Source organism: Tabrizicola sp. (genome assembly GCF_041919135.1).
Taxonomy (GTDB): domain Bacteria; phylum Pseudomonadota; class Alphaproteobacteria; order Rhodobacterales; family Rhodobacteraceae; genus Tabrizicola.
The window spans coordinates 144,008-170,973 of the sequence record NZ_JAYRUJ010000002.1; the positions used below are offsets into that span (position 1 = coordinate 144,008).

A 26,966-nucleotide genomic window follows, 5' to 3' on the forward strand; every position below is an offset into this window, starting at 1 on the left:
CACTATCCGCCGGCAAGACCCGGGGGATTCTGACATGGCTGACAACGCGCCCTTGACCGAGGACGACGATGACGGCCCCTTCGGCAGGCCCCTGTTCGACGATCCCTCCGCCCGCGCCCTCTCGCGCGTCGGCGTGATCGACGTCGGCTCGAACTCGGTCCGCCTGGTGGTCTTCGACGGCGCCGCGCGCAGCCCGGCCTATTTCTACAACGAAAAGATCATGTGCGGCCTTGGCAAGAGCCTGGCCGAAACCGGCCGCCTCAACCCCCAGGGCCGCGCCCGTGCGCTGTCGGCGCTGCGCCGCTTCGCGCTTCTGGCCGAGGGGATGCAGGTCCAGCCCCTCACCGTCGTCGCCACCGCCGCCACGCGCGAGGCCAAGGATGGCCCCGAATTCCAGGCCGAGGTCCTGCGCGAGACCGGGCTCAGGCTGCATGTCGTCGATGGCGACGAGGAGGCGCGGCTGTCCGCCCAGGGCGTGCTTCTCGGCTGGCCCGAGGCCCAGGGCATCGTCTGCGACATCGGCGGCAACTCGATGGAACTGGCCCGCATCGGCGAGGGCCGCGTCGGCAAGCGCGTCTCGACCCCGCTCGGCCCGTTCCGCCTGCAACAGATCTCCGACCCCAAGGCGCGCCGGACGCATGTCGCCAAGCTGCTGAAGGCGGCCCGGGCCAGCCTGAAATCCAGCGGCGAGCGGATCTATCTCGTCGGCGGCAGCTGGCGGGTGATCGCGCGGCTGGACATGGAGCGGCGGAACTACCCGCTGACGGTCCTGCACGAATACCGCATGACGCCGCAGGGCCTTGGCGACACGCTGGACTGGCTGGCCGCCGCCGATCTTGCCGCCCTGCGCGGCCGAACCGGCACCAGCCAGGAGCGGATGGAGCTTGTCCCCCTGGCCTGCGAGGTGCTGCGCGAGATTCTCGCCGTATTCAAGCCCACCGAGATCGACGTCTCGGCCTATGGCATCCGCGAGGGCACGCTTTACGAACACATGCCGGAGAAGCTGCGCGCCCGCGATCCGCTGATCGAGGCCGCCCGCATGGCCGAGAAGGGCCAGGCCCGCATCCCCGGCTTCGGCCGCAAGCTTTACGATTTCCTGCTGCCGCTCTTCTCCGGCGCGACGGTGGACCGGCTGCGGCTGGTCAAAGCGGCCTGCCTCCTGCACGACACCACCTGGCGCGCCCATCCCGATTTCCGCGCCGAGGCCTGTTTCGACAACGTGACGCGCGCCAACCTCGGCGGGCTGGACCATGCCGGAAGGGTGTTCCTCGGCCTCGCCCTCCTGCACCGCTACAAGAACAGCCGCTCCGGTTCGCGGCTGGAGCCGATGTTCCGCCTGCTGGCCGAGGATCAGGTCCAGGCGGCCGAGGTGCTGGGCAAGGCGATGCGCTTCGGCGCGATGTTCTCGATCGGCGATCCGGCCCGGGCCGGGCGGCTGAGCTGGCAGCCGAAGAAACGCCTTCTCGGGCTGGAGCTGACCCCGGCCGGCGAGGCCCTGTTCGGCGAGGTCGCGCGCGCGCGCTTCCAGTCGCTTGCCGTCTCGCTGAAGGCCGAGACCCGCGTCACCAGCCTTACGCCGGCGCGCTGATGCTGCGGCTGGATCATCTGGCGGTCTCGGCCCGGTCCCTGGACGAGGGCGTGGCGGCGATCGAGGCGGCGCTTGGCGTGACCATGGCCGGGGGCGGCCAGCATCCCGCCATGGGGACGCACAACCGGCTTCTGTCGCTGGGCGACCTCTATCTCGAGGTCATCGCCGTGGACCCGGCGGCCCCCGCCCCCGGCCGGCCGCGCTGGTTCGACCTCGACCGCTTCACCGGCCCGCCCCGGCTGACGACCTGGATCGCCGCCACCGAAGACAAGGAGGCCGCGCTGGCGGCGGGCCCGCCCGGCTGGGGCGCGCCGATGGCACTGGCGCGGGGCGACTACCGCTGGCAGATGGCCGTCCCGGAGGACGGCCGCCTGCCCTTCGACGGCACCTGCCCCGCGCTCATCCAGTGGCACGGGAGCCTCCACCCCGCCGCCGCCCTGCCCGACCGGGGCCTGCGGCTGAACCGCCTGACCGTGACCCACCCCGAGGCCGCCGCCCTGCGCGCCCGCCTGCGGCTGGAGGACCCGCGCCTCCACTTCGCCGCCGGCCCGCCCGGCCTTGCCGCCGTGATCGACACGCCCGGCGGCCCGGTGGCCCTGCCATGATCCGCCGCGCCACGGCCGGGGATGCCGCCGCCATCGCCGCGCTCTGGAACCCCTGGATCCGCGACACGGCCGTCACCTTCAACCCCTCCGAAAAGACCGCCGCCGAAGTCGAAGGGATGATCGCCGACCGCGACGCGCTGGGACATGCCACCTTCGTCGCTTTCGGGCCGGATCTCCTCGGCTTTGCCAGCTACGCCCAGTTCCGCGGCGGGCGGGGCTATGCGACCTGCATGGAACATTCCGTCATCCTTGCGCCCGAAGCCCGCGGCAAGGGCATCGGCCGGGCGCTGATGGCCGCGGTCCAGGATCATGCCCGCGCCGCCGGGGCGCATCAGCTGATCGCCGGCGTCTCGGCCGAGAACCCCGACGGCATCGCCTTCCACGCCAGCATCGGCTTTGCCGAGATCGCCCGCATCCCCCAGGCCGGCCGCAAGTTCGGCCGCTTCATGGACCTTGTGCTGATGCAGAAATTCCTCTGACAAGCGCCATGCCGCCGGATAGACTGGCCCCATGTCGATCTGGACCCGCATCGCCGACGCGCTTGCCGCCCTCGCCAAGGGAGAGCCGCTCTCCGTCGTCTTCGACCGCCTGCGCGGCGCCCCGGCGCCCGAGCGTTCGGTCGGCTTCACCATCGCCGTCCTCGCGCTTGGCGCCAAGATGGCCAAGGCCGACGGCACCGTGACCCGCGACGAGGTCACTGCCTTCCGCCGCATCTTCTCCTTCCCCGAGGGCGAGGAGGAACACGCCGCCCGCGTCTACAACCTTGCCCGGCAGGACGTGGCGGGCTTCGACGCCTATGCCCGCAAGATCGCGCGGCTGTTCAATCCTGACGGCCACCGGATCTGCGCCGACGACCACCATGTCCTGGTCGACATCCTGGAGGCGCTGTTCCAGATCGCCGTCGCCGACGGCTCCTACCACAGCGGCGAGGATGCCTTCCTGGCCCATGTCGCCGATGAATTCGGCCTGGACGAGGCCTGCTTCCGCATCGTCCGCTCGCGCCTGGTCGAAGGCGCGCCGCGCGATCCCTATGACGTCCTCGGCCTGCCGCGCCATGCCAGCAAGGACCAGGCGCGCAAGGCCTGGCGCGAGCTGGTGCGCGACACCCATCCCGATGTCATGCATTCCCGCGGCGTCCCGCCCGAGGCGATGAAACTGGCCGAGCGCCGGTTGCAGCTGATCAACGAGGCCTGGCGCGAGATCTCGGCGAAGGAGGCCGCATGACCGGCCTGCGCCTGGCCACCTACAATGTCGAATGGTTCAACGCCCTTTTCGACGACCGCGGCCGCCTGCTCGAGGATGGCGAACCCTCGGCCCGCTACAAGACCAGCCGGGCCGAACAGCTTGGCGCGCTGGGGATCGTCTTCAACGCGCTGAACGCCGACGGGATCGTCATCGTCGAGGCCCCGGACACCAACGGCAAGCGTTCCACCATCCGCGCGCTGGAGACCTTCGCCCAGGCCTATGGCCTGCGCACCCGCAAGGCGCTGATCGGCTTTCCTTCCGAGACCGAGCAGGAGATCGCCTTCCTTTACGATCCCGACCGGCTGACCGTGCAGCACGACCCGAAGGGCGCGCCGTCGAACAGCCATGGCTCGCACGACGCCCCGCGCTTCGACACCACCTTCCGCTACGACCTCGACGCCGACAGCATCTCCGAGACCATCCGTTTCTCGAAACCGCCGCTGGAACTGCGGCTGACCACCTCGGGCGGGACGGACCTGCGGCTGATCGGGGTCCATGCCAAGTCGAAGAACCCCTATGGCGCCATCGGCCGCGAGGCGCAGATGCGGCTCTCGATCGAGAACCGCCGCAAGCAGCTGGCGCAGTGCCTCTGGATCCGGCAGCGGGTGGAAAGCCACCTTGCGGCGGGGGAGAGCCTGGTGGTTCTGGGCGATTTCAACGACGGCCCCGGCATCGACGAATTCGAAAAGCTGTTCGGCCATTCCGGGGTCGAGATCGTGCTGGGCACCACGCAGGATCCGAAACTCCGCCTCACCGATCCCCATGCCGCCTTGGCCCTGCAAAGCCGCGTCGGCCTCGCGCCCAGCACCGCACGCTTCTACATGGCGCCCCGGAAATGCTATTTCGAGGCGCTTCTGGATTTCGTCATGGTCTCGCCCGACCTTGCCGCGCGCGGCCCGGACTGGCGGATCTGGCATCCGTTCAACGACCCCGGCGTGGCCTCGGTCCCCGAACTGCGCGAGGCGGTGCTGCAGGCCTCGGACCATTTCCCGGTGACGGTCGATCTGCCGGATGTGATTTGAAATGCGGGTCCCGCGCGCGCATATTGCCCGCATGAGACGTGCCCTGCCCCCTCTCCTTGCCGCCGCCCTCGCCGCCGCACCCGCCTTCGCGCAGGAAACCACCCCCACCCCGACGCCCGGGGAGGATGGTTTCAGCCTGATCGAGGAAGGCGCGAAACTGGTCCTGCGCGGCCTTCTGTCCGAGATGCAGCCCGCGCTCGACGACATGGACCAGGCGATGGACCAGATCGGCCCCGCGCTTGAGGCCTTCGGGGCCGAGGTCGGGCCGAAACTGCGCCAGTTCATTGCGCTGATCGACGATTTCAGCAATTACGACGCGCCGGTGATGCTGCCGAACGGCGACATCCTGATCCGCCGCAACGCCCCCCTGGTGACGCCGACCGAACCCATCCCCGGCCCCAACGGCGAGATCGAGCTTTAGCGACCCCCCGATGCCTCAGGCTGCGGCCCTGGCGATCGCCGCCTTCAGGCCGGCCATCTCCGGTTCCAGCGCCGGTGCCCGGAAACCCAGACGCTCGGCCAGGGCGGCAAAGCGCCAGCGCCAGTCCAGCCGGATCAGCGACTGCCGATGGTTCATTGCGGCCATCTCCGGCGCCCAGCCCGCGACCGCGTCGGCCAGTTGCGCGACGTTGGAACCAAGGTCGATCCGGTCGAAGTCCAGCGTCGCTCCCGGCCAGAAAAGCTCGGCGGCGCCGGCATCCTCGTGCGGCGCAAGCCCGGCCACGATGGCCCCGCAGGCCAGCGCGTCGGTCCAGCGCCCGGTCAGATAGGCCTTCTCCGGATGGGTATAGGGTGCCGGGGCCGCAAGGTTGGAATGCGCGATCAGGAACCTGCTGCGCGCGTAATACTCCATAAGGGCGCGGTGGCTGGCCGAAGGGTCCTGCGGATCATCCGGCGGAAAGGGCGGGCGGCCGGCCGTGAAAGCGCAGTCCTGCCGCCCGGCACAGTTCAAGACTGCGCGCATCGTCATCCCATTCGGTCGGCTGGCGCCCGACCCGCAGGACGTCGAGATCGCGTTCGGCCCGTGCCGAGCCAAGTCCAAGGACATCCGCCCCCCAGCCCAGCCAGAGCGACCGGCCCGGCGCCATTCCCTCGTAAAAGGCCGCTTCGCCCTTCTGCATGTAGGCAACCAGATCGAAATGCGAGAACAGCCGGGACGAGGGGGCCCATTCGGTCCAGAAGCTGTCGACGATCCACAGCGCCCGGAACCGATGCGGCCGGTCGAACCCCGGCAAGGCGACGATCCGCGGAATGTCCTGCGGCCCTCTGGCCAGATAGATCACCCCGTGCCCCGTCCCCTTCCGGGTCCTGAAGATATGCCGCTGCGCCAGGCGCAGGCGCGAGGGCTGCGGCGCTGCGGGCCGTTCCAGCGGCGCGCCGAACAGCCGCGCCATCAGCTGCGCCATGTGGACGATGGGTCCCCAGCCACGGCTGTCGCCGTCGAAGAACACGACTGCGGGTGCCTCGGACGTCCTCTGCTCGCTCTGGTCCATGTCGCGTGATCCATCCGCCTTCGCCCCGCCGGCACGCCGGCGGGGATGGAGTTCGGATTACGCTGCGGCATTTCGCCGCGTCTGTCTACGGTCTGCTAGCCCCGCGCCGCCCGGATCAGGTCCAGGATCTCCTTCGCCGCCGCCGGGATATTGGTTCCCGGCCCGAAGATCGCCTTCACCCCGGCCGCCTTGAGGAACTCATAATCCTGCTGCGGGATCACCCCGCCGCAGATCACCAGGATATCCCCCGCCCCGCGCGCGTTCAGCACCTCGATCAGCTTCGGCGCCAGCGTCTTGTGCCCCGCCGCCTGGCTGGAAATCCCGATCACATGCACATCGTTGTCGATCGCATCCTGCGCCGCCTCCTCGGGCGTCTGGAACAGCGGCCCCACGTCGACGTCGAAGCCGATGTCGGCGAAGGCCGTGGCGATCACCTTCGCGCCCCGGTCGTGCCCGTCCTGCCCCATCTTGACGACCAGCATCCGCGGCCGCCGCCCCTCGGCCTCGGCGAAGGCCTCGACATCCTTCTGGATCTGCTGGAAGCCCTGGTCGCCCTCATAGGCCGCGCCATAGACCCCGGCGAGGGTCTTCACCTCGGCCCGATGCCGCCCGAACACCTTTTCCATCGCGTCCGAAATCTCCCCGACCGAGGCCCGAGCCCGGGCTGCCTCCACCGCCGCTTCCAGAAGGTTGCCGCCTTCCCCCGCCCGCCGCGTCACTTCCGCCAGCGCCGCCTGGCACCGGCCCTCGTCCCGGCCCGCGCGCACCGCCTTCAGCCGCGCCACCTGCGCCTCGCGGACGGCCATGTTGTCGATGTCCAGGATGTCGATCGGGTCTTCCTTGGCCTTGCGATACTTGTTGACCCCCACGATCACCTCCTCGCCGCGGTCGATCATCGCCTGCCGCTTCGCCGCCGATTCCTCGATCCGCAGCTTCGGCATGCCGGAGGCCACCGCCTTGGTCATGCCGCCCATCGCCTCGACTTCCTCGATCAGCTTCCAGGCCTCCTCGGCCAGCCGGGCGGTCAGGCTTTCCACATAATACGAGCCCGCCAGCGGATCGACGACATGGGTGATCCCGGTCTCCTCCTGCAACACCAGCTGGGTGTTCCGGGCAATCCGCGCCGCGAACTCGGTCGGCAGCGCGATCGCCTCGTCCAGCGCGTTGGTGTGCAGGCTTTGCGTGCCGCCCAGAACCGCCGCCATCGCCTCATAGGCGGTGCGGATCACGTTGTTGTAGGGGTCCTGCTCCTGCAAGGACACGCCGGAAGTCTGGCAATGCGTCCGCAGCATCAGGCTTGACGTCTTCTTCGCCCCGAACCCGTCCATGATCCGGTGCCACAGCATCCGCGCGGCGCGCAGCTTTGCGACCTCCATGAAGAAGTTCATCCCGATGGCGAAGAAGAACGACAGCCGCCCGGCGAAGTCGTCGACGTCCATCCCGCGCGCCACGGCCGTCTTCACATATTCCTTGCCGTCCGCCAGGGTGAACGCCAGCTCCTGCACCAGGTTCGCCCCGGCCTCCTGCATGTGATAGCCGGAAATCGAGATCGAGTTGAACTTCGGCATCTCGGCGGAGGTGTATTCGATGATGTCGGCCACGATCCGCATCGAAGGCTCGGGCGGATAGACATAGGTGTTCCGCACCATGAATTCCTTCAGGATGTCGTTCTGGATCGTCCCCGACAGGGCCGAGCGGGGCACCCCCTGTTCCTCTCCGGCCACGATGAAATTCGCCAGGATCGGGATCACCGCCCCGTTCATCGTCATGGAAACGCTGATCTTTTCCAGGGGGATCCCGTCGAACAGGATCTTCATGTCCTCGACCGAGTCGATGGCGACCCCGGCCTTGCCGACATCCCCCACCACGCGGGGATGGTCGCTGTCATAGCCCCGGTGCGTCGCCAGGTCGAAGGCGACCGAGACGCCCTGCTGCCCCGCCGCCAGCGCCTTGCGATAGAAGGCATTCGACTCCTCGGCGGTCGAGAAGCCGGCATATTGCCGGATCGTCCAGGGCCGCCCGGCATACATCGTCGCCCGGACGCCGCGCGTGAACGGGGCCACGCCCGGCAGTTCCCCCAGCTGCGGCAGGTCCGCCGTATCCGCCGCCGTATACAGCGGCTTGACCGTGATCCCCTCCAGGGTCTGCCAGTTCAGGCTGTCGGGCGATGCCCCCTTCAGCTCCTTCGACGCCAGGGCCGCCCAGGCCTTCAGATCATCCGTCATCTCTCACCCCAAAGCCTTTAGATTTCGCCCGAATGCCCCTATATCCGGGACAAAGAGAGGCCCCATGCGACCCCTGCACATTGCTGTATTTGCTGCCCTTCTGCCGCTGGCCGCCCCGGCCCAGGAGACCCCGCCCTTCGGCCCGCTGCCCGCGGCCGAGGTCGTTCTGGCCGACCAGCTCTACCTCAAGCGCCCGATCGTGGTCTTTGCCGACAGCCCCAACGATCCCAGCTACACCCGCCAGATGGAGCTTCTCGCTCGATCCTACCCCGAGCTTGAGGAGCGCGACGTGATCCTCGTCACCGACACCGACCCCGAGGCGCGCAGCGAATGGCGCCAGAAACTGCGCCCGCGCGGCTTTTCGCTGGTGATCATGGACAAGGACCTGCGCCCGGTGATCCGCAAGCCCCTGCCCTGGGATGTGCGCGAGATCACGCATGCCATCGACAAGCTGCCCCTGCGCCGGCAGGAAATTCTGGAGAGGAATCCGGCCGGACGCTGAGGCGGAACCGATTTCCGAACGGAAATCGACACGGAATTCGTTCGAATTCCGCCGTCGCGCCATCATTCGAACTCCAGGATCACGTCGTCGACCTTCAGGCTCGCGCCCGGGGCCGCCTTCACCGCCTTGACCACGCCCTTCTTCTCGGCCTTGAGGATGTTCTCCATCTTCATCGCCTCGACCGTCGCCAGCGCCTGGCCCTCCTGCACCTCGTCGCCGACGCCGACATTGATCTTCACGATCAGGCCCGGCATCGGGCAGAGCAGGTATTTCGACGTGTCCGGCGGCGCCTTTTCCAGCATCAGACCGGCCAGGGCATGCTGGCGCGGGGTGCGGACATGGACCTTCAGCTCGGCCCCGCGCAGGCGCATCCGGAAGCCCATCGGGATCTTCGCCACCTTGATCACCACCGGCTCGTCGCCGACATGCAGCCGGGCAAGCGGCTGGCCCGGCGTCCAGTCGCTGGTCACACGCAGTTCGGTCCCGTCGTCGAAGACCACCGTCGAGCCCTCGGGATCGGCGGCCACCTTGACCGGGAAGGCCACGCCCTGCGCCGTCACCACCCAGTCGTCGCCGACCCGGCGGGTGTGGTTGTCCATCGTGCCGGAAATCCGCGTCCGCCGGATCTCCGCCACCCGGTTCATCGCCGCCGCCGCCGCCGCGACACGGCGCAGCGTGGGCTGGTCCAGCCTGGCGCCCTGGAAGCCCTCGGGATATTCCTCGGCGATGAAGGCCGTGGTGATGTTGCCCGCGACAAAGCGCGGATGGTCCATCACCGCGCCGACGAAGGGAAGGTTGTGGCCGATGCCTTCCACCTCGAACGTGTCCAGCGCCAGCCGCATCTCCTCGATCGCGTCCGCCCGGGTCGGCCCCCAGGTGCAGAGCTTGGCGATCATCGGGTCGTAGAACATGCTGATCTCGCCACCCTCGTAGACACCGGTATCGTTGCGCACGATCCCGCCGCGCTCGGTCTTGCCCTCGACCGGCGGCCGGTAGCGGGTGAGCCGCCCGATGGAGGGCAGGAAGTTCCGGTACGGATCCTCGGCGTAAAGCCGGCTTTCCATCGCCCAGCCGTGGATCTTCAGGTCTTCCTGCCTGAACGGCAGGGGTTCGCCATTCGCCACGCGGATCATCTGTTCCACCAGATCGACGCCGGTGATCAGTTCCGTCACCGGATGCTCGACCTGCAAACGGGTGTTCATTTCAAGGAAATAGAAGTTGCGGCTGCCATCGACGATGAACTCCACCGTCCCGGCGCTGGTATAGCCCACCGCCTTGGCCAGGGCGCAGGCCTGTTCGCCCATCGCCTTCCGCGTCGCCTCGTCCAGGAAGGGGCTGGGGGCCTCCTCGATCACCTTCTGGTTCCGGCGCTGGATGGAGCATTCGCGCTCGTGCAGGTAGACGCAGTTGCCATGCTTGTCGGCCAGCACCTGAATCTCGATGTGGCGCGGCTGGGTCACGAACTTCTCGATGAAGATCCGGTCGTCGCCGAAGCTGGCCGCCGCCTCGTTCTTCGAGGACTGGAAGCCCTCCGCCGCCTCGGCGTCGTTCCAGGCGATCCGCATCCCCTTGCCGCCGCCGCCGGCGCTGGCCTTGATCATCACCGGATAGCCGATCTCGCGGCTGATCTTCACCGCCTCCTCGGCATCGGCGATCAGGCCCATGTAGCCGGGGACCGTGCTGACCCCCGCTTCCTGGGCGATCTTCTTCGAGGTGATCTTGTCGCCCATGGCTTCGATGGCGGGCGACGGCGGGCCGACGAACACCACACCTTCCGCCTCCAGCGCCGCCGCGAAGGCGCGGTTTTCCGACAGGAAGCCATAGCCCGGATGCACCGCCTGCGCGCCCGTCGCCTTGATCGCCGCCATGATCTTGTCGATCACGATATAGGACTGCGCCGCCGGGGACGGGCCGATATGCACCGCCTCGTCCGCCATCCGCACGTGCAAGGCATTGCGGTCGGCGTCGGAATAGACCGCGACCGTCTTGATCCCCATCTTCCGTGCCGTCTTGATCACGCGGCAGGCGATCTCGCCCCGGTTGGCGATCAGGATCTTGTCAAACATCGGCTCCCCCTTGAGACGCAAAAAGCAAAGGACCACCCGGGCGGTCGGCCCGGATGGTCCTGCGTGGTTGGTGTGCCCGCCCGGAGGCGGCTAGATCAGTAGCCCGAGTTGCAGGGCGGCAAGCCCAGCTCGATGCCGCAGGTTGCGACGCCGGCCAGACCGCCAAGGGCCGCGCCCGCGACCATGTTCTCGTCCAGGGCATCGGCGACCAGCGCGCCCGCGGCGGCGCCGGCAAGACCGCGCGACGCGGGATCCTGCATGCAGCCGGCCAGCGGCATGGAGAGCATGGCGAAAAGGACAAGGGACTTGCGCATGTGGAACTGCCTCGTTTGCGTGTTGTTGTTGCGCGAGATTCTACCGCAACGCCACGGATTGCAAAGCGGTTTCTGGCCCATCCGGAGCCGTCGGCAAAAGACCGCCCCACCGGGACCAGCCGCGCCTGGAATGGGCCCCGGGCCATCACGCCTCGTCGTCCTCGTCCCAGTCGTCGTGCAGCGCGGCGGGGGCGTCCGGGGCAAAGACCTCGGGGAAAGCCGCCTCGGCCCGCTTCGCGTCGATCTTCAGCAGCGCCTCGTACGAGCAGGGGTCGAACGGATCCTCGGCCGCCACCACCTCGCGCCCGAACAGCCACGACAGCCGCCCCGCGTCCAGATTGCCGCGCTCGAAGGGCTCCTCGCCGAAATATTGCCAGAGCGCGGCCATGAAGGCGCTGTCGGCCGCCCGGTCCAGGTTCTTGCGGTCCTTGAACCGCTCGCGCCGGATCAGCCGGGTCGCGCCTTCCTTCACATTGGCGCGGCGGATGGTGAACTGGAAATCGGTTCCCGGCATCCGGCCGGGAAAGCCGCGGTGCTTCAGCATCTGACTTCACTCCTGTCTGCGATTGCAGCGGCACGAATAGTCGAAAGCGAAGCGGTCGCCCATAGGCGCAATGGCGCGGCGATGTCGAGGGAGGTGCGCCAGCCGGCGCGCGGGTCATCGACCCGGGGGCGAGCAGGCCCGGTCAGCGGATGCCGACGGGCCCGCTCCGGAAAGTCACTTGTACTTGCCGGTGTAGGTCGGCTCGACGGTGACCGGCTCGACCACTGCGACTTCTTCTTTTTTCGCGCAAGCAGCCATAGCGGCAAACATGGCAACGACCAGAACGATACGTCCGCTCTTCGACATCCTCTACTCCATCCTTTTTGAGATGCACGAGGGCAATCTGCACCCGGCATCAGTTTGTTGACTTCGGCCGATTTGGCGCGGCCTGGCGGCACCATACCCGAACGGGTAGAGGAATGACACGCCAGCCGAACCAAGTTCCCGGCCTGTGGCGTTCCTACATCAGCCCCGTGGGCAAGACCAGCCGGAATTACAAGATTTTGCGCCCGCATCAGAATTGCTCCCAGATGCAGGTGCCCGTGCCGATCGCATAGCTTTCGAAGAACTGCACCACATCCGGCGCGGTCTGGCCGAACGGCAGGTTCTTGCCGGAAAACGAGATGATGATCTGCCGCGGCGCGGGCACCATCCCCTCGGTCCGCGGCAGCGCATAGCCGTCACACAGGGCCTGCATGTCCACCGCCGCGGCCTCGGCCTCGTCCGGGGTCAGGCCCGGAGCGAGGAAGCGGAAGCGCGCCGCGGCGCCCTCGGTCCCCGGCGCGTTGGTCACCACCTCGATCAGCGACAAGGCGCGGCCCGAGGGGACCGGGATCCCCTCGCCGTCCTCCTGGCAGGCGGAGAGCCCCGCCAGGACCGGCAGCGCAAGCAGGGCGAGGATGCGGCGTGCCATCGGCTTACAGCGGGATGTTGTCGTGCTTCTTCCACGGGTTGGCCAGCTTCTTCGTCCGCAAGGCGGCGAAGGCGCGGGCCACCCGGCGGCGGGTGGAATGGGGCATGATCACCTCGTCGATGAAGCCCTTTTCCGCCGCCACGAAGGGGTTGGCGAAGCGGCCCTCATAATCCTTCACCCGCTGCGCGATCTTCTCGGGCTCGCCCAGTTCGGACCGATACAGGATCTCGACCGCGCCCTTGGCCCCCATTACCGCGACCTCGGCCGTGGGCCAGGCATAGTTGAAATCGCCACGCAGATGCTTCGACGACATCACCACATAGGCTCCGCCATAGGTCTTGCGGGTCAGCACCGTCACTTTCGGCACCGTCGCCTCGGCATAGGCGAACAGCAGCTTCGCGCCGTGCTTGATCACGCCGCCATATTCCTGCCCCGTCCCCGGCAGGAAGCCCGGCACGTCCACCAGCGTCAACAGCGGGATCTCGAACGCGTCGCAAAAGCGCACGAACCGCGCGGCCTTGCGGCTGCTGTCGATATCCAGGCACCCCGCCAGCACCATCGGCTGGTTCGCGACCACGCCGACCGACTGCCCCTCGATCCGGATGAAGCCGGTGATGATGTTGGCCGCGAAATCCTTCTGCAACTCCAGGAAATCGCCCTCGTCGGCGATCTTCAGGATCAGTTCCTTCATGTCGTAGGGCTGGTTCGGATTGTCCGGGACCAGACTGTCGAGGCTCATCTCGACCCGGGCCGGATCGTCGAAGAAGGGCCGCACCGGCGCCTTCTCGCGGTTGTTGAGCGGCAGGAAGTCGATCAGCCGCCGCGTCTCGGCCAGGGCCTCGACATCGTTCTCATAGGCCCCGTCGGCGACCGAGGATTTCTTCGTATGTGTGCCCGCCCCGCCCAGTTCCTCGGCGGTGACCTGCTCGTTGGTCACCGTCTTGACCACATCCGGGCCGGTCACGAACATGTAGCTGGAATCCTTCACCATGAAGATGAAGTCGGTCATCGCCGGCGAATAGACCGCGCCGCCCGCACAGGGCCCCATGATCAGGGAAATCTGCGGCACCACGCCAGAGGCCAGCACGTTGCGCTGGAAGACCTCGCCATAGGCCGCGAGCGACCCCACGCCCTCCTGGATCCGCGCGCCGCCCGAATCGTTGATCCCGATCACCGGCGCGCCGTTCTGGATCGCCATGTCCATGATCTTGCAGATCTTCGCGCCATGGGTTTCCGAGACCGAGCCGCCGAAGACGGTGAAATCCTGGGCAAAGACATAGACCATGCGGCCATTGACCGTGCCCCAGCCGGTGACCACCCCGTCGCCCGGCGGCCGCTCGCCGTCCATGCCGAAGTCGTTGCAGCGATGGGCGACGAACATGTCGAATTCCTCGAACGAGCCTTCGTCCAGCAGAAGCTCGATCCGTTCGCGCGCGGTCAGCTTGCCCTTGGCATGCTGCGCCGCGACCCGCTTCTCGCCGCCGCCCGCCCGGGCCACGGCCCGCCGCGCTTCCAACTCGTCAAGGATATCCTTCATCTCTTCCCCCCGGCCCGATGGCAGCGCCAATCTACATGAGGCCGGACATTGCGAAAGCGCGAATGCGAAAATTTGCAAAGCGATTTGAAGGATGCCGCATCAAATCGCAAAGTTGCGAATCTGCCCGCCGTGCCCGCAGCCCTGCCGCACGGAAAAGCCCCTCCGGTCCGTAACCCTTGCGGTCGGCGGGTTCCGTCAGGCCGCCGCCGCGACCGTGGCATCCCGGCTTTGGCGATCGGCTCCGCCCGAACGCAGCCGGCACGCCTGAAACCTTAACCCCAGGTTAACGCCCGCGGCCAACCCGTTGATTCCGCTGGTCCCGCAGATCTGTCCACAGTGGACGCTCAATCCCCCGTCGCGGCCTTCTTCTTCGGGGCGGCCTTTTTCGCCGGGGCTTTCCTCTCGCCCGCAGCAGCCTTCTTCGCCGGGGCCTTCTTCGGAGCCGCCGTCTTCGAAGCCGCCGCCTTCCTTGCCGGAGCCTTCTTCTTCGCCCCCGCCTTCCCCGCCTTCTCGGCGATCAGGACCAGCGCCTCTTCCAGCGTGACCGCCTCGGGCTCCACCCCCTTGGGCAGGGTCGCGTTGACCTTTTCCCACTTCACATAGGGCCCGTATTTCCCCGGCATCACCTGGACCTCGCCCCCGTCGGGATGCGGCCCCAGCACCCTGAGCGGCCCCACCGCCGCCCCCCGGCCCCGGCCCCGCGCGGCCTTCTGGGCCAAGACCTCGACCGCGCGGTTCATCCCGATCGAGAACACCTCCTCGACCTCCGGCAGGTTCGCATAGACCGAGCCATGCTTCACATAGGGCCCGAACCGCCCGATCCCGGCCTCGACCAGCACGCCGTCCTCGGGATGCACCCCCACCTCGCGCGGCAGCGACAGAAGCTGGAGCGCCCGCTCCAGCGTCAGGCTGTCCGGCGTCCAGCCCTTCGGCAGGCTCGCCCGGTCCGGTTTCGGCTGCGCCTCGCTCGCCTCGCCCCGCTGGACATAGGGCCCGAAACGGCCCGCCCGAAGGCTGATCTCCAGCCCGTTCTCGTCCTGCCCCAGCACCCGCCCGTCCGAGGCGACGCTCTCCGCATCCCCCGCCAAGGGCCTGGTATAGCGGCACTCCGGGTAGTTGCCGCAGCCGATGAAAGCCCCGCCCGAGCGCGCAGTCTTCAGGTGCAGCCGCCCGGTGCCGCAGGTCGGACAGACGCGCGGGTCGCCGCCATCGGCGCGCGGCGGGTAGAGGTGGGGGGCGAGGAACTCGTCCAGCTTCTCCAGCACCTCGCCGATCCTGAGGTCCGCCGTCTCGGCAATCGCCGCCGAGAAATCGCGCCAGAAGCGGGCCAGAACGTCCTTGTAGTCGCGGTCCCCGGCCGAGACGTCGTCCAGCTCCGCCTCCAGATCGGCGGTGAAATCATATTCCACATACCGCTTGAAGAAGTTCGCGAGGAAGGCCGTCACCAGCCGCCCCTTGTCCTCGGGGAACAGGCGGTTCTTGTCCTTCCGCACATATTCACGGTCGACGATCGTGGTCAGGATCGAGGCATAAGTCGAGGGCCGGCCGATCCCCAGTTCTTCCATCCGCTTGACCAGCGTCGCCTCGGTATAACGCGGCGGCGGCTGGGTGAAATGCTGGTCGGGGGTGACGGCACCCTTGGCCAGCGCCTCGCCCTGCATCACCTGCGGCAGGCGGCCTTCCTCGTCGTCCTCGTCATCGCGGCCCTGGTCGTAGACCTTGAGATAGCCGTCGAACAGCACCACCTGCCCGTTGGCCCGGAAGCCCACTTCCCCATCCGGCGAGACGACGTCGACCGCCGTCCGCTCCAGCCGCGCGGCGGCCATCTGGCTGCTGATCGTGCGTTTCCAGATCAGGTCGTAAAGCTTGCGCTGGTCGTCCTCGACCCGGATCTTCTCCGGCCCGAGACCCATGTCGGTCGGCCGGATGCATTCATGCGCTTCCTGAGCATTCTTGGCCTTGTTCTTGTACATGCGGGGAGAATCCGGAACGTACTCCGCCCCGAACCGGCGCTTGATCTCGTCGCGCGCGGCCATCACGGCCTCAGGGGCCATGTCGATGCCGTCGGTCCGCATGTAGGTGATATACCCCGCCTCATAGAGGCGCTGCGCGGCGTTCATGCACTGTTTCGCGCCCATGCCGTATTTGCGGCTGGCCTCCTGCTGGAGGGTGGAGGTCATGAAGGGCGGCCAGGGGTTGCGGGTCGCGGGCTTGGATTCGACCGCCGCCACCTTGAAATCGCGGTGTGTCGCGGCCTGGACGGCAAGCTCGGCGGCGGTGGCGGTGGGGATGTCGAACTTCGCCAGCTTCCTGCCGCCGAGGGTGACCATCCCGGCCTCGAACTCTTGCCCGCGGGGGGTGCGGAAGACGGCTTTCACCGTCCAGTATTCCTGGGCCTTGAAGGCCTCGATCTCCATCTCGCGCTCGACGATGAGGCGCAGGCAGACCGATTGCACCCGGCCCGCCGACTTGGCCCCCGGCAGCTTGCGCCAGAGGACCGGCGAGAGGGTGAAGCCCACCAGATAGTCCAGCGCGCGGCGGGCGAGATAGGCCTCGACCAGCGCCTGGTCGACCTCGCGCGGTTCCTTCATCGCCTTGGTCACAGCGTCCTTGGTGATCGCGTTGAAGGTGACGCGGGCGACCTTTTTCCCTTTCTTGATCGAGCTTTGCAGGGCTTCCTTCAGGTGCCAGCTGATCGCCTCGCCCTCGCGGTCGGGGTCGGTGGCGAGGATCAGGGTGTCGTCGGTCTTCAGCGCCTCGGCGATGGCGCGGACGTGTTTCTTCGATTCGGGCGCGACTTCCCAGAGCATCTCGAACCCGTGTTCGGGATCGACGGAGCCATCCTTGGCGGGCAGGTCGCGGACATGGCCGTAGGAGGCCAGCACGGTGAAGTCCGGGCCGAGATATTTGTTGATTGTCTTGGCCTTGGCCGGGGATTCGACGACGACGACTGGCATGATTTCCCGAACTCCGACGGCCTTGCGAATGGCGCGGCAACATGTGGGAGAAGCGGCGGCAATGTCAACCGGCGGCGCAGCCTGTCGCGGTCACGCATCGGCCAGGCCCGGTTTCGGTGTGGACGCCCGGGTCCGTCAGTCGATCCGCGAGAGCAGGCCGCCCGGTTGGCGCGCGATGCGGCCATCCAGTTCAAGATTGAGGAGTTCGGGCGCGAGTTCGGCGGGGCTGAGCCTCAGGTCGCGGACCAGCTGATCCTCGGCCAGGGGGCTGGGCCCGAGGCGCGACAGGATCATCGAATGGAGGAGCGCCACATCCTTCAGCGGACGCTGCGGAGCCTGGGGGCCGGGCAGCGGCGGCTGGGCCGGCAGGCGCAGCTCCGGCTCGGCCAGAGTTGGGGTCCCCAGCGCCTCGGCCACGTCGGCGGGTCCACGGACCAGAAGCGCGCCGTCGCGGATCAGCATGTTGCAGCCCGAGGCGCGGGCGTCGAAGGGATGGCCGGGGACCGCCATCACCTCGCGCCCGTAGTCGAGCGCGGCTTTCGCGGTGATCAGGCTGCCGGATCTGGCCGCCGCCTCGACCACCACCACGGCGCGGCCAAGGCCCGCGACGATGCGGTTGCGCAGCGGGAAATGCCGGGCCTGGGGGACAAGGCCGGGGGGATGTTCGCTGATCCGGCAGCCCATCGCGGCGATGCGGGTGGCCAGGGCGGTATTCTCGGGCGGATAGATCACGTCGATCCCGCCGGCCATCACGGCGATCGTGCGCCCCTCGCCCTCCAGCGCCGCCTCATGCGCGGCGGCGTCGATGCCGCGCGCAAGGCCCGAGACCACGGCAAAGCCCGCCTCGGAGAGCCCCTGCCCCAGGCGGCGCGCCATGCGCAGGCCCAGCGACGAGGCATTGCGCGCACCGACCATCGCGACCGAAGGGCGGTGGAGATGCGCCAGGTCGCCAAGCGTCCAGAGGACCGGGGGCGCGTCCGGCAGGTCCGCCAGCGCGGCGGGATAATCGGCATCGCCATGCACCAGAAGCCGCGCACCAAGCGCCCGCCCATGCTTCAGTTCGGCCTGGACGACGCCCAGGGGGCAGACCTCATACTCCGCTACCCCCGCTGCCCTGGCGATGCCGGGCAAGGCGGCAAGTGCGGCTTGGGCGGAGTCGTGCTCGGCCATGAGGCGGTGGAAGGTCACCGCCCCCACCCGGCGGGAGCGGACGAGGCGGAGCCGGTCCAGACGGTCATCCTCCGTCCGGGGAATGGGGTGTGGGGTGGAAAGCTGCCCGTCCGGCATGATGGCCCTCGCCTCGTTCGCGATTCGGAGCCTGCACCCGGCAGGGTTAACGACTGCTTAAATTCTTGGATCCCCGAGGGGAGGATTGAACCCGGCGCGGATATTTGATCAAATAGCGCAAAGCCCGAGGTCGAGTCTGGCCGCCGGGGTCGCCTTCATGTCTCTGGGAGCAAGACCATGCTGAACGCCGAAGTTGCCAAGCGCCGCGACGAAGCCATCTCGCGCGGGGTGGGGATGATGACGCAGATCTACGCCGACCGGGCGTTGAACTCGGAAATCTGGGATATCGAGGGCAATCGCTATATCGACTTCGCCGCCGGGATCGCGGTGGTGAACACCGGACATTGCCACCCGAAGGTGATGGCGGCGGTGGCGAACCAGATGGCGAAGTTCACCCATACCTGCCACCAGGTGATGCCCTACGAGAACTACATCCGCCTGGCCGAGCGGCTGAACGAGAAGGTGCCGGGCGATTTCCGCAAGAAGACGATCTTCGTCACCACCGGCGCGGAAGCCTGCGAGAATGCGATCAAGATCGCCCGCATCGCCACGGGGCGCAACGCCGTCATCGCCTTCGGCGGCGGCTTCCACGGCCGGACCTTCATGGGCATGTCGCTGACCGGCAAGGTCGAGCCCTACAAGAAGGGCTTCGGCGCGATGATGCCCGATGTCTTCCACGTTCCCTTCCCGATGGAGCCGCATGGCATCTCGACCAAGGATGCGATGGCGGGGATCGAGAAGCTGTTCAAGGCCGACCTCGACCCGGCCCGCGTCGCCGCGATCATCTTCGAGCCGGTGCAGGGCGAGGGCGGCTTCTATCCGGCCCCGACCGATCTGGTGAAGGCGATCCGGGCGCTGTGCGACAAGCATGGCATCGTGATGATCGCGGACGAGGTGCAGACCGGCTTTGCCCGGACCGGCAACCTGTTCGCGATGGAGATGCATGGCGTCGCGGCCGACCTGACCACCATGGCCAAGGGTCTTGCGGGCGGGCTGCCGTTGGCGGCGGTGACCGGCAAGGCCGAGCTGATGGATGCGGCCAATCCCGGCGGTCTGGGCGGCACCTATGCCGGGAACCCCTTGGGGATCGCGGCGGCGAATGCGGTGCTTGACGTGATCGAGGAGGAAGACCTCTGCGCCCGCGCGAACGAGCTGGGCAGCCGGTTGAAGCAGCGGCTGGAAGCCCTGCGCGCCACCACGCCGGAAATCGTCGACATCCGCGGTCCCGGCTTCATGGTCGCGGTCGAGTTCGGCAATGCCACCACAAAGGAACCCGACGCGGGCTTCACCGGCCGGGTCCGGCTTGAGGCGCAGAAGCGCGGGCTGATCCTGCTGACCTGCGGCGTCTACGGCAACGTCGTGCGCTTCCTGGCCCCGATCACCATTCCCGACGCGCATTTCGCCGAGGCGATGGAGATCCTCGAGGCCTCGGTCGCCGCTGCCCGCCAGGGGTGACGGGTGAAATACCTTGGCGAGACGGCCAGGGCGGGCGGCCATGACACCATGGCCGCGATCAACGACCTGGCGGCAAGGGGCGGACCTTCCCCCTGGCGCCAGGCGCTGCACATCCTCTGGCTTGCCCTGTCCGGCAGCGGAGTGCGGCCCGAGGAATATTTCACCTATGCCCTATGGCGCAAGGATCGGGGGCGGGCCTTCCTGAAGGGCTTCCTGCCGAACCACCGCAAGCGGGCCTTCAACGCCTCGCTCCTGATGCCCGACCGGGGGCTGGCCGAGGCGGTGATGAACGACAAGCTGGCGACCGAGGCGCTGCTTCTGGCGCGTGGCCTGCCCGTCTCGCGCAGCCGCGCGGTCTGGCAACCGCCGGGCGCGGCGGCGCTGCCCGAGTTGCCGGGGCTGAAGGTGCTGGAAAGCCCCGCCGCGCTGGAGGGCTTTCTCTCCGACCCGGCCAACCTGCCCACCTTCGGCAAGCCGCGCGCCGACAGCTTTGCCCGTGGCGCGACGGTGATCGCGGGTCTTGCAGCGCCCGGCAGCCTGCGCTTCCTGACCGGGGCAACCGCGCCGGTGCGGGCGCTGGCGGCCGAGATCGCGCAGGATTGGGGCGCGGGCTATCTGTTCCAGGATTTCTACCAATGCGCCGGTTCGATCCGCAGCCACACCGGGCAGGCCATGGCCTCGGTGCGGATCGTGACGCTGTGGACCGCGCGCGGGATCGAGCCCTGGTATGCCGTGATCCGCCTGCCCGCGCGGACGGCCATGCATGACGGCGACGCCCACGACCTGCGGATCTGGGGGCTGATCGAGCTGGAAACCGGCCGGATCGCCAGGCTGCGCAACCTGCGCGACCCGCTGACCCCCGACCTGACGCATGGCCATGACCCCGACAGGCCGTTCCTGGGCACCACCCTGCCCGACTGGCCCCGCGCGGTCGAGATCTGCCGCGAGGGGCATCTTGCCTTCCCCGGCCATGGCCTCATCGGCTGGGATGTGTTCCTGACCGAGGCCGGTCCGCTTCTGAACGAGGCGAACGTGACGCCCGGACACCTTTATCAGGTCGCGGCGCAGCGGCCGCTGCTGAACCCCGAACTGCGCCCGGCCTACGAGCGCGCGCGGGCCTTTGCCCGCCTGCACGGTGGCGGCGCGGACCGCTTCTGACATCGGACCGGCGGAAAATCGCGGATAGACTCGACCGGGGGAACTTGGCCCCACGGCACACGTTATAGTGCCGACAAATCAGCTCTCGGAGGCTCACATGACCCGATTCCTTATCGTCCTTACCGCCCTTCCCCTGGCCCTCGCCGCCTGCACCCCGGCCGAGCAGAATGCGGCGATCGGCACCTTGGGCGGGGCGGCCGTCGGCGCCGCCGTCTCGTCGGACGACGACCGCGAGAAGGGCGCCGCGATCGGCGCCGTGGTCGGCCTCGTCGGCTCGCAACTGATCGGGCCGGCCCAGAAGAGCGGCGACTGCTACTACCGCGACCAGTACGGCCGCCGGTTCATCGCCCCCTGCTGATGACGGACCTGCCCCCGCGTCCCGCGATGCGGGGGCACCACCTTCCCTCTCCGGCAGCCAATGGCTAAAAGGGCGCGTCCCTTTGCGAAAGGCCGCCGATGCCCGACCCCGCACCTTCCGGCATCCGGCTTGACCAGGCCACGGTCAGGCTTGGCGGGCGTGTCGTGCTGGACGGGCTGAGCCTGTCCCTTTGTGAACAGCGCATCGGCATCCTGGGCCGCAACGGCTCGGGCAAGACCACGCTCTTGCGGCTGATCGCCGGGCTGATCGCCCCCGATCAGGGCCGCGTCACGGTCGAGGGCGCGGATCCCTTCGCCGACCGCAAGGCCGCGCTTTGCAATCTCGGCATCCTGTTCCAGAACCCCGACCACCAGATCCTGTTCCCCACCGTCGAGGAGGAACTGGCCTTCGGACTGGTCCAGCAAGGCCTGCCGCAGCGCGAGGCCCTGGCCCGCACCCATGACCTTCTGGCCAGAGAGGGCCGCAGCCATTGGGCGCAGGCCCCGGTCTCGACCCTGAGCCAGGGCCAGCGGCATTACCTCTGCCTGCTGGCGGTCCTGATGATGCAGCCCCGGACGATCCTGCTGGACGAGCCCTTTGCCGGCCTGGACCTGCCGACCCAGGCGCGACTGTCCCGCCGTCTGGCCGCCCTGCCGCAACGGCTGGTGACCATCACCCATGACCCGGCGGCGCTGGAGGGGGCGGACCGGGTGGTGTGGCTCGAGGCCGGACGGATCGCGCTGGACGGCCCGCCCGCCGAGGTGCTGCCCGCCTTCACCGCCGAGATGGAACGGATCGGAGCCTGCGATGCTGACGCTGACCTCGCCGGTTGAGACCTGGGCGCACCGCCTGCCTGCGGGGCTGAAGCTGGGATTGCTGGCGCTGGCGACGACGGGGCTGTTCACGCTGGACCGGCCGCTCTGGCTGGCCGCAGCGGCCCTGGCCGTGGCCGGGCTTTACGCCAGCGCCGGGGGCCGCTTTGCCCTGGCCGGCCTGCGATTGCTGCGCCCGCTCTGGCCCTTCCTCGTCGTCGTCGGCCTCTGGCACCTATGGACTGGGGCATGGCAGGCCGGGGGCGTGATCCTGTTGCGCATGGTGGCGGCCGTGGCGCTGGCGAATTTCGTCACCATGACCACCCGGCTGTCCGACATGATCGCCACGGTGCAACGCATCGCCCGGCCGCTGGCGGTCACGGGCCTGTCGCCCCGCCGCCTGGCCCTGGCCATGGCGCTGGTCGTCCGCTTCATTCCGGTGATGCTGGAGCGGATGGAGCAGATCAAGCAAAGCTGGCGCGCGCGCTCGCCGCGATCGCCGCGCTGGCGGGTGCTGGTGCCCGCGACGCTGGCCGCCCTCGACGACGCCGACCGCGCGGCCGAGGCCTTGCGGGCCCGGGGCGGGGCTGGTTAATAGGCTGACGCAACCCGGAGACGAAGATGGAACGCAACCTCACCCATATCGCCCTCTTCGCCGCGCTGATCGCGGTTTTGGGGCTGGTCCCGAAGATCGACCTTGCCGCCGGGGTGCCGATCACCGCGCAATCGCTGGGCATCATGCTGTGCGGTACGGTCCTTGGCGCGCGCCGGGGTGCGCTGGCGGTGCTGCTGTTCCTGGCCCTCGTCGCGGCCGGCCTGCCGCTGCTGTCGGGCGGGCGCGGCGGCCTGGGGGTCTTTGCCGGGCCTTCGGTCGGCTATCTGGTGGGCTTCCCCGTCGCCGCCTTCGTCACCGGCTGGCTGATGGAGCGCACGACGCTTTCCACGGGCCTCGCGGCGGGCGCGGCCTCGGTCATCGGGGGGATCGGGGTGCTTTACGTCTTCGGCATCGGCGGCATGGCGCTGATGCTGGGCGTCACGCCGACCGAAGCCGCCTTCCTGGGCATGGCCTTCCTGCCGGGCGACATCGTCAAGGCCGTCCTCGCGGGGATGGTGACGCAAAGCCTGGCGCGGATGCGTCCGGCCTCGCTTCTGTCACGCGCCTGAGGCTTCGACCAGCAGCGCCGTCCCGATCCCGCCTGCCGCCGCGATGGCGGTAAGGCCCCGGCCTGACTTCAGCCCGTGGAACAGCCGGACGGCAAGCACCGCGCCCGAGGCGCCGACGGGATGGCCACGCGCCAGCCCGCCGCCGCCGGGGTTGACCACGGCAGGGTCCAGCCCCGCGCCCTCGACCACCGCGATGGCCTGCACCGCATAGGCCTCCATCACCTCGGCCATCTGCAAGGCTTCGCCATGCCAGATCGCCCTGATCGCCGCGACCGGGGCCAGGCCCGGCTCCATCGGATCGCCGCCGAGGGTCGCCCCGGCCAGAAGCGCCAGCCCCCTGCTCTGCGCCAGCCGGTCCGAGACCACCAGGCAGACCGCCGCCGCATCCGCCGCCACCGCCGCCGTGGCCGCCGTGACGCTGCCATGCACCACGGGCGCGCGGGCGAGGAGGCGGGGCGACAGTTGGCGGGGAAAGGCATCGCGCGTGACGCCGATCAGCGGGACGATCTCGGCGGTGTCCAGCGCCAGCGCCCTGGCATGGCTTTCCACCGCCCAGCCCTCCTGCCGCGCGCGGCTGATCCCCAGCCGCCCGGCCAGCCGGTCGGCCGCCTCGGCCATGTCCGGGTCGCGCTCAGGCCAGGGGGTGAAGGGGGCCTGCTCATAGGGGATCGGCGGGCCGCCCCCGGGGTCGGGCGCAAGGCGCAGGGGGCGGCGGGAGTAGCTTTCGACGCCGCCCGCCAGCACCGCCTCGGCCGCGCCCGAATCGACCAGCGCCCGGGCCAGCAGGATCGCGTCCAGCCCGCCCGCGCATTGCCGGTCGATGCTCAGCCCGGCCACATGCGGGAGCCCCGCCGCTAGCGCCACCCGCCGCGCCGGATTGCCGCCTGCGCCAAGCGCGTTGGACAGGATCACCTCATCCACCTGCCCCGGCGCGATCCCGGCATCGGCCAGCACCGCCCGCACCACCGGCGCGGCCAGATCCTCGATCCGCAACCGGGCGAAGGCCCCGCCGCGCGGGACCACGGCGGTGCGGCGGGCGGCGATCAGCCGGGCCATGCGAGCCGTGCCCCGAGAGCCTTGAGGTCGGTCTTGCCGGAAGGCAGCACCGGCCAGTCCGCTTGCCAGATCAGCGCCTTGGGTGCTTTCAGCGGCCCAAGCTCCGCTCTCAGCCGGGCCATGATCCCGGCCTCCGACCCCGGATCGCCCAGCACTATCGCCACCAGCACCACGCCGCGCCGGGCATCCGGAACCGGCAGGACGGCCGCGCGGGTGACGCCGGGCAGGGTCTCCAGCAGCGCCTCGATCGCCTCGGGAAAGACATTCTGGTCGGCCACCGTGACCATCCGCCCCGCGCGTCCGTCCAGATAGAGGAACCCGCCCTCCAGCCGCCCGATCTCGCCGACCGAAAGCCAGCCGTCGCGCCAGCGCGTCCTGCCCCGCATCGGGTCGACGGCGGACGCCTCCCCTCCCTCCCCCAGGATGGGTGAGGGAAGCGCGGGATGGACGGCGTTCGCCGGCGCATCCGCGTAGCGCAGGAACAGATAGGGGCTGCGGACCCAGACCTCTCCGGCCTCGATCCTGATCTCGACCCCCGGATAGGGGTGGCCAACCGAAGCCTCGGGTGTCCCGTCATCGGCAAGGGTGATGAAACTGGTCTCGGCGGCGCCGTAGAACTCGCACAGTTGCGCCGCCGGGGCCATGGTAGCGACCGCCGCCCGCAGCCGGGCGTCCAGCTTCGATCCCCCCACCAACACCAGCCGCAGGTCGGGACAGACGCCCTGCCCTTCCGCCAGCAGGCGCAACTGGGCCGGGGTGGCGTAAAGATGGGAAATCCGCAGCCTGGCCAGGGCTTTGCGCTGGCGGTCCGGGCGCAGGGCGTCCAGCAGATGCACCTCGGCCCCCAGATGCAGCCCCTCGACCGCGCCGTAAAGCGCCAGCGAGTGGACCAGCCGCCCCAGCACCGCCACCCTTGCACCGGGGCCGATGCCGAAATCCGCATTCACCGCGAAACTGGCGGTCCACGAGGCTTGCGTCCGCAGGATCCGGCGCGGCTGGCCGGTGGAGCCGGAGGTCAGCGTCTCGAACACCGGCTGGTCCCGGGGCAAGGGCGCCGGCTGGTCGGGCGCACCGATGCGGAAGGCGGGCAGGCCGATGGCGGCGGCAAGACCCTGCGGGCTGTCGGGCAGCACCGGGCCGGCAAGCGGCTGGCGCGCAGCCTCCTCCCCCGCGCTGTCGAACAGGCGCGCGGCCGGGTGCCAGCGAAAGCCTTCGGTCATGCGTTCAGCAGCGTCGCCATCCGGCGCAGCGCCAGAAGGTAGCCCTCGGTGCCGAAGCCCGCGATCACCCCCTCGGCCCGGGACGAGACGTAGGAGTGGTGCCGGAACGCCTCGCGCTTGTGGATATTGGAGATATGCACCTCCAGCACCGGGCCGTCATAGGCGTTCAGCGCGTCAAGGATGGCGATCGAGGTATGGGAATAGGCCCCCGGATTGATGATGATCCCGGCCGAACTTTCCCGCGCCTCATGGATCCAGTCGATCAGCTGGCCCTCATGGTTGGATTGCAGGGCGCGCAGGCGCAGGCCCAGATCCTCGGCCAGGTCGGCGCAGCGCGCGGCCACGTCGTCCAGCGTCTCGCGGCCGTAGATTTCCGGCTGGCGCAGGCCAAGAAGGTTCAGGTTCGGGCCGTTCAGAAGGGTGACAAGCTTGGACATGGGCCGAGATTAGCCGGGCCGCCCGGGGAGCGAAAGAAAAAGATGGCGGCTTTCCGGGGCCTGCAGATCAGGTCGGAAAGCCGCCCAGGGAGACATCGTTCGCCCGGAAGGGCAGGTTTCAGGCTACCTTCTCCAGCACGACCTCGGGCGTGATGCCCAGGGCGCGCACGACCTCGCGCGTCAGCTGCGGCCGGTTCAGGGTGTAGAAATGCAGATCCTCGACCCCTCCCTGCAGCAGCTTGTCGCAAAGCTGGGTGCAGTGCGTCAGCGCCAGCAGGTCCTCGCGCCCGTCGCGGGCGGCGGTGGCGAAGGCCTCGTCCAGCTTCGCCGGCACCTGCGCCCCACAGCGGCGGGCAAAGTTCTTCACGCCCTGCCAGCTGGTGATCGGCAGGATGCCGGGGATGATCGGCGCGTCGATCCCGGCCTTCACGCAGGCATCGCGGAAGCGGAAGAAGGTGTCGGCCTCGAAGAAGAACTGGGTGATGGCGCTGGAGGCCCCGGCGTCGATCTTGCGCTTGAGCCAGGTCACGTCGGCGCGGCTGTCGGCGGCGTCGGGATGCGGCTCGGGATAGGCGCCGACGCGGATCCTGAACTTGCCGGTGCGGGCCAGCGTTTCGACCAGTTCGACCGAATTGGCGAAGCCCAGCGGATGCGGCACGAAACGCGCGGCCCCTTTCGGCGCATCGCCGCGCAGCGCCACGATCTCGGTCACCCCGGCGGCGGCATAGGCCTCGGCAATGGCCAGGGTCTCGGTCCGGGTGGCATCGACGCAGGTCAGATGCGCGGCGACCGGCAGGCCGTAGTTGCGGTGGATGGTCGAGACCGCCTCATGCGTCAGCGTCCGGGTGGTGCCGCCAGCGCCATAGGTCACCGAGACGAAGGACGGCTGCATCGGCGCCAGGGCCTGCACCGTCTCCCACAGGCGGAACGAGGCGTCCAGCGACTGCGGCGGGAAGAATTCGAAACTGATGCGGGGTGCGGGCATGATGCTCTCCTTCGATGGCCCCT

General features: G+C 68.8%; 28 protein-coding genes. 13 read left to right on the top strand and 15 right to left on the bottom strand.

What is annotated here, in order from left to right; genetic code table 11:
• Positions 1-34 precede the first annotated feature (34 nt).
• From ACE3UA_RS02615 to ACE3UA_RS02640, 6 genes are read left to right on the top strand one after another with little or no spacing between them, the layout of a single operon-like run.
• Entirely contained in the window at positions 35-1,588 is a 1,554-nt protein-coding gene (locus tag ACE3UA_RS02615; protein ID WP_374642216.1) for a Ppx/GppA family phosphatase, read from the top strand.
• Positions 1,588-2,193: a VOC family protein gene (locus tag ACE3UA_RS02620; protein ID WP_374642218.1), complete on the top strand. Its 606-nt coding sequence runs from the start codon at positions 1,588-1,590 to the stop codon at positions 2,191-2,193. The genes ACE3UA_RS02615 and ACE3UA_RS02620 overlap by 1 nt, the downstream gene beginning before the upstream one ends.
• Entirely contained in the window at positions 2,190-2,672 is a 483-nt protein-coding gene (locus ACE3UA_RS02625; RefSeq protein ID WP_374642220.1) for an N-acetyltransferase family protein, read from the top strand. Before ACE3UA_RS02620 ends, ACE3UA_RS02625 begins: the two co-directional genes overlap by 4 nt.
• Positions 2,673-2,703: 31 nt before the next feature.
• On the top strand, positions 2,704-3,417 hold the full coding sequence (locus ACE3UA_RS02630) for a TerB family tellurite resistance protein (protein WP_374642222.1): 714 nt from the start codon (positions 2,704-2,706) through the stop codon (positions 3,415-3,417).
• The gene (locus ACE3UA_RS02635) at positions 3,414-4,460 is read left to right on the top strand and encodes an endonuclease/exonuclease/phosphatase family protein (RefSeq protein ID WP_374642224.1); all 1,047 of its coding nucleotides are present in this window, start codon (positions 3,414-3,416) and stop codon (positions 4,458-4,460) included. Before ACE3UA_RS02630 ends, ACE3UA_RS02635 begins: the two co-directional genes overlap by 4 nt.
• A 31-nt stretch (positions 4,461-4,491) precedes the next feature.
• Complete coding sequence (locus ACE3UA_RS02640; RefSeq protein WP_374642226.1) at positions 4,492-4,881, top strand: hypothetical protein; 390 nt, start codon at positions 4,492-4,494, stop codon at positions 4,879-4,881.
• A gap of 15 nt (positions 4,882-4,896) precedes the next feature.
• On the opposite strand, the gene ACE3UA_RS02645 is transcribed toward ACE3UA_RS02640, so the two are convergent.
• The 3 genes from ACE3UA_RS02645 to scpA form a co-directional block, all read right to left on the bottom strand.
• Entirely contained in the window at positions 4,897-5,424 is a 528-nt protein-coding gene (locus ACE3UA_RS02645) for a hypothetical protein (RefSeq protein ID WP_374642228.1), read from the bottom strand.
• Entirely contained in the window at positions 5,348-5,953 is a 606-nt protein-coding gene (locus ACE3UA_RS02650; RefSeq protein ID WP_374642230.1) for a hypothetical protein, read from the bottom strand. The genes ACE3UA_RS02645 and ACE3UA_RS02650 overlap by 77 nt, the downstream gene beginning before the upstream one ends.
• Before the next feature lie 95 nt (positions 5,954-6,048).
• Positions 6,049-8,178 carry a methylmalonyl-CoA mutase gene (scpA, locus tag ACE3UA_RS02655; RefSeq protein ID WP_374642232.1) on the bottom strand — a complete coding sequence of 710 codons (2,130 nt, stop codon included), beginning with the start codon at positions 8,176-8,178 and terminating at the stop codon, positions 6,049-6,051.
• Positions 8,179-8,242: 64 nt separating this feature from the next.
• Here scpA and ACE3UA_RS02660 point away from each other — a divergent pair, with 64 nt between their 5' ends.
• Positions 8,243-8,680: a DUF4174 domain-containing protein gene (locus tag ACE3UA_RS02660; protein WP_374642234.1), complete on the top strand. Its 438-nt coding sequence runs from the start codon at positions 8,243-8,245 to the stop codon at positions 8,678-8,680.
• 62 nt (positions 8,681-8,742) lie between these two features.
• Here the strand turns inward: ACE3UA_RS02660 and ACE3UA_RS02665 are convergent, their stop codons facing one another.
• The 8 genes from ACE3UA_RS02665 to dprA form a co-directional block, all read right to left on the bottom strand.
• On the bottom strand, positions 8,743-10,746 hold the full coding sequence (locus ACE3UA_RS02665; protein WP_374642236.1) for an acetyl-CoA carboxylase biotin carboxylase subunit: 2,004 nt from the start codon (positions 10,744-10,746) through the stop codon (positions 8,743-8,745).
• A gap of 95 nt (positions 10,747-10,841) precedes the next feature.
• Entirely contained in the window at positions 10,842-11,060 is a 219-nt protein-coding gene (locus ACE3UA_RS02670) for a hypothetical protein (protein ID WP_197642231.1), read from the bottom strand.
• Between the two features lie 145 nt (positions 11,061-11,205).
• Positions 11,206-11,604 (bottom strand): hypothetical protein, encoded by a 399-nt coding sequence (locus tag ACE3UA_RS02675; protein ID WP_374642238.1) that lies wholly within the window; start codon positions 11,602-11,604, stop codon positions 11,206-11,208.
• A gap of 174 nt (positions 11,605-11,778) precedes the next feature.
• Positions 11,779-11,910 (bottom strand): hypothetical protein, encoded by a 132-nt coding sequence (locus ACE3UA_RS02680; protein WP_277922945.1) that lies wholly within the window; start codon positions 11,908-11,910, stop codon positions 11,779-11,781.
• 208 nt (positions 11,911-12,118) lie between these two features.
• Positions 12,119-12,517 carry a DUF6497 family protein gene (locus ACE3UA_RS02685; RefSeq protein WP_374642241.1) on the bottom strand — a complete coding sequence of 133 codons (399 nt, stop codon included), beginning with the start codon at positions 12,515-12,517 and terminating at the stop codon, positions 12,119-12,121.
• Positions 12,518-12,521: 4 nt separating this feature from the next.
• Positions 12,522-14,054, bottom strand: a complete 1,533-nt coding sequence (locus tag ACE3UA_RS02690; protein WP_374642243.1) for an acyl-CoA carboxylase subunit beta — start codon at positions 14,052-14,054, stop codon at positions 12,522-12,524.
• Between the two features lie 344 nt (positions 14,055-14,398).
• On the bottom strand, positions 14,399-17,011 hold the full coding sequence (gene topA, locus ACE3UA_RS02695; RefSeq protein ID WP_374642245.1) for a type I DNA topoisomerase: 2,613 nt from the start codon (positions 17,009-17,011) through the stop codon (positions 14,399-14,401).
• 135 nt (positions 17,012-17,146) lie between these two features.
• Positions 17,147-18,298, bottom strand: coding sequence for a DNA-processing protein DprA (dprA, locus tag ACE3UA_RS02700; protein WP_374642247.1), 1,152 nt, complete (start codon positions 18,296-18,298; stop codon positions 17,147-17,149).
• Between the two features lie 177 nt (positions 18,299-18,475).
• Here dprA and ACE3UA_RS02705 point away from each other — a divergent pair, with 177 nt between their 5' ends.
• The 6 genes from ACE3UA_RS02705 (at position 18,476) to ACE3UA_RS02730 (ending at position 23,245) form a co-directional block, all read left to right on the top strand.
• The gene (locus tag ACE3UA_RS02705; protein WP_374642249.1) at positions 18,476-19,753 is read left to right on the top strand and encodes a 4-aminobutyrate--2-oxoglutarate transaminase; all 1,278 of its coding nucleotides are present in this window, start codon (positions 18,476-18,478) and stop codon (positions 19,751-19,753) included.
• 3 nt (positions 19,754-19,756) lie between these two features.
• Positions 19,757-20,911, top strand: a complete 1,155-nt coding sequence (locus ACE3UA_RS02710; RefSeq protein WP_374642251.1) for a sugar-transfer associated ATP-grasp domain-containing protein — start codon at positions 19,757-19,759, stop codon at positions 20,909-20,911.
• A gap of 97 nt (positions 20,912-21,008) precedes the next feature.
• Positions 21,009-21,269 (top strand): YMGG-like glycine zipper-containing protein, encoded by a 261-nt coding sequence (locus ACE3UA_RS02715; RefSeq protein ID WP_374642253.1) that lies wholly within the window; start codon positions 21,009-21,011, stop codon positions 21,267-21,269.
• Between the two features lie 98 nt (positions 21,270-21,367).
• Positions 21,368-22,102 (top strand): energy-coupling factor ABC transporter ATP-binding protein, encoded by a 735-nt coding sequence (locus tag ACE3UA_RS02720; RefSeq protein ID WP_374642255.1) that lies wholly within the window; start codon positions 21,368-21,370, stop codon positions 22,100-22,102.
• A complete protein-coding gene (locus tag ACE3UA_RS02725) occupies positions 22,077-22,676 on the top strand; it encodes a CbiQ family ECF transporter T component (RefSeq protein WP_374642257.1) in 600 nt (199 codons plus the stop codon). The genes ACE3UA_RS02720 and ACE3UA_RS02725 overlap by 26 nt, the downstream gene beginning before the upstream one ends.
• 26 nt (positions 22,677-22,702) lie before the next feature.
• Entirely contained in the window at positions 22,703-23,245 is a 543-nt protein-coding gene (locus ACE3UA_RS02730; protein ID WP_197642242.1) for a biotin transporter BioY, read from the top strand.
• Here ACE3UA_RS02730 and ACE3UA_RS02735 read toward each other — a convergent pair.
• The 4 genes from ACE3UA_RS02735 to metF all read right to left on the bottom strand — a co-directional run bounded on the left by ACE3UA_RS02735 (position 23,234) and on the right by metF (position 26,943).
• On the bottom strand, positions 23,234-24,301 hold the full coding sequence (locus tag ACE3UA_RS02735; RefSeq protein WP_374642260.1) for a thiolase family protein: 1,068 nt from the start codon (positions 24,299-24,301) through the stop codon (positions 23,234-23,236). The two genes, ACE3UA_RS02730 and ACE3UA_RS02735, sit on opposite strands and share 12 nt — an antisense overlap.
• A complete protein-coding gene (locus ACE3UA_RS02740) occupies positions 24,289-25,521 on the bottom strand; it encodes an AMP-binding protein (protein WP_374642262.1) in 1,233 nt (410 codons plus the stop codon). The genes ACE3UA_RS02735 and ACE3UA_RS02740 overlap by 13 nt, the downstream gene beginning before the upstream one ends.
• Complete coding sequence (gene aroQ, locus ACE3UA_RS02745; RefSeq protein WP_374642264.1) at positions 25,518-25,958, bottom strand: type II 3-dehydroquinate dehydratase; 441 nt, start codon at positions 25,956-25,958, stop codon at positions 25,518-25,520. The genes ACE3UA_RS02740 and aroQ overlap by 4 nt, the downstream gene beginning before the upstream one ends.
• A gap of 118 nt (positions 25,959-26,076) precedes the next feature.
• The gene (gene metF, locus ACE3UA_RS02750; RefSeq protein ID WP_374642266.1) at positions 26,077-26,943 is read right to left on the bottom strand and encodes a methylenetetrahydrofolate reductase [NAD(P)H]; all 867 of its coding nucleotides are present in this window, start codon (positions 26,941-26,943) and stop codon (positions 26,077-26,079) included.
• Positions 26,944-26,966: the final 23 nt, after the last annotated feature.

Excerpts from the sequence above, each read along its gene's own strand:
- ACE3UA_RS02615 (WP_374642216.1), top strand. The coding sequence starts at position 35 with ATGGCTGACAACGCGCCCTTGACCGAGGACGACGATGACGGCCCCTTC.
- ACE3UA_RS02620 (WP_374642218.1), top strand. The coding sequence starts at position 1,588 with ATGCTGCGGCTGGATCATCTGGCGGTCTCGGCCCGGTCCCTGGACGAG.
- ACE3UA_RS02625 (WP_374642220.1), top strand. The coding sequence starts at position 2,190 with ATGATCCGCCGCGCCACGGCCGGGGATGCCGCCGCCATCGCCGCGCTC.
- ACE3UA_RS02630 (WP_374642222.1), top strand. The coding sequence starts at position 2,704 with ATGTCGATCTGGACCCGCATCGCCGACGCGCTTGCCGCCCTCGCCAAG.
- ACE3UA_RS02635 (WP_374642224.1), top strand. The coding sequence starts at position 3,414 with ATGACCGGCCTGCGCCTGGCCACCTACAATGTCGAATGGTTCAACGCC.
- ACE3UA_RS02640 (WP_374642226.1), top strand. The coding sequence starts at position 4,492 with ATGAGACGTGCCCTGCCCCCTCTCCTTGCCGCCGCCCTCGCCGCCGCA.
- ACE3UA_RS02645 (WP_374642228.1), bottom strand. The coding sequence starts at position 5,424 with ATGCGCGCAGTCTTGAACTGTGCCGGGCGGCAGGACTGCGCTTTCACG.
- ACE3UA_RS02650 (WP_374642230.1), bottom strand. The coding sequence starts at position 5,953 with ATGGACCAGAGCGAGCAGAGGACGTCCGAGGCACCCGCAGTCGTGTTC.
- scpA (WP_374642232.1), bottom strand. The coding sequence starts at position 8,178 with ATGACGGATGATCTGAAGGCCTGGGCGGCCCTGGCGTCGAAGGAGCTG.
- ACE3UA_RS02660 (WP_374642234.1), top strand. The coding sequence starts at position 8,243 with ATGCGACCCCTGCACATTGCTGTATTTGCTGCCCTTCTGCCGCTGGCC.
- ACE3UA_RS02665 (WP_374642236.1), bottom strand. The coding sequence starts at position 10,746 with ATGTTTGACAAGATCCTGATCGCCAACCGGGGCGAGATCGCCTGCCGC.
- ACE3UA_RS02670 (WP_197642231.1), bottom strand. The coding sequence starts at position 11,060 with ATGCGCAAGTCCCTTGTCCTTTTCGCCATGCTCTCCATGCCGCTGGCC.
- ACE3UA_RS02675 (WP_374642238.1), bottom strand. The coding sequence starts at position 11,604 with ATGCTGAAGCACCGCGGCTTTCCCGGCCGGATGCCGGGAACCGATTTC.
- ACE3UA_RS02680 (WP_277922945.1), bottom strand. The coding sequence starts at position 11,910 with ATGTCGAAGAGCGGACGTATCGTTCTGGTCGTTGCCATGTTTGCCGCT.
- ACE3UA_RS02685 (WP_374642241.1), bottom strand. The coding sequence starts at position 12,517 with ATGGCACGCCGCATCCTCGCCCTGCTTGCGCTGCCGGTCCTGGCGGGG.
- ACE3UA_RS02690 (WP_374642243.1), bottom strand. The coding sequence starts at position 14,054 with ATGAAGGATATCCTTGACGAGTTGGAAGCGCGGCGGGCCGTGGCCCGG.
- topA (WP_374642245.1), bottom strand. The coding sequence starts at position 17,011 with ATGCCAGTCGTCGTCGTCGAATCCCCGGCCAAGGCCAAGACAATCAAC.
- dprA (WP_374642247.1), bottom strand. The coding sequence starts at position 18,298 with ATGCCGGACGGGCAGCTTTCCACCCCACACCCCATTCCCCGGACGGAG.
- ACE3UA_RS02705 (WP_374642249.1), top strand. The coding sequence starts at position 18,476 with ATGCTGAACGCCGAAGTTGCCAAGCGCCGCGACGAAGCCATCTCGCGC.
- ACE3UA_RS02715 (WP_374642253.1), top strand. The coding sequence starts at position 21,009 with ATGACCCGATTCCTTATCGTCCTTACCGCCCTTCCCCTGGCCCTCGCC.
- ACE3UA_RS02720 (WP_374642255.1), top strand. The coding sequence starts at position 21,368 with ATGCCCGACCCCGCACCTTCCGGCATCCGGCTTGACCAGGCCACGGTC.
- ACE3UA_RS02725 (WP_374642257.1), top strand. The coding sequence starts at position 22,077 with ATGCTGACGCTGACCTCGCCGGTTGAGACCTGGGCGCACCGCCTGCCT.
- ACE3UA_RS02730 (WP_197642242.1), top strand. The coding sequence starts at position 22,703 with ATGGAACGCAACCTCACCCATATCGCCCTCTTCGCCGCGCTGATCGCG.
- ACE3UA_RS02735 (WP_374642260.1), bottom strand. The coding sequence starts at position 24,301 with ATGGCCCGGCTGATCGCCGCCCGCCGCACCGCCGTGGTCCCGCGCGGC.
- ACE3UA_RS02740 (WP_374642262.1), bottom strand. The coding sequence starts at position 25,521 with ATGACCGAAGGCTTTCGCTGGCACCCGGCCGCGCGCCTGTTCGACAGC.
- aroQ (WP_374642264.1), bottom strand. The coding sequence starts at position 25,958 with ATGTCCAAGCTTGTCACCCTTCTGAACGGCCCGAACCTGAACCTTCTT.
- metF (WP_374642266.1), bottom strand. The coding sequence starts at position 26,943 with ATGCCCGCACCCCGCATCAGTTTCGAATTCTTCCCGCCGCAGTCGCTG.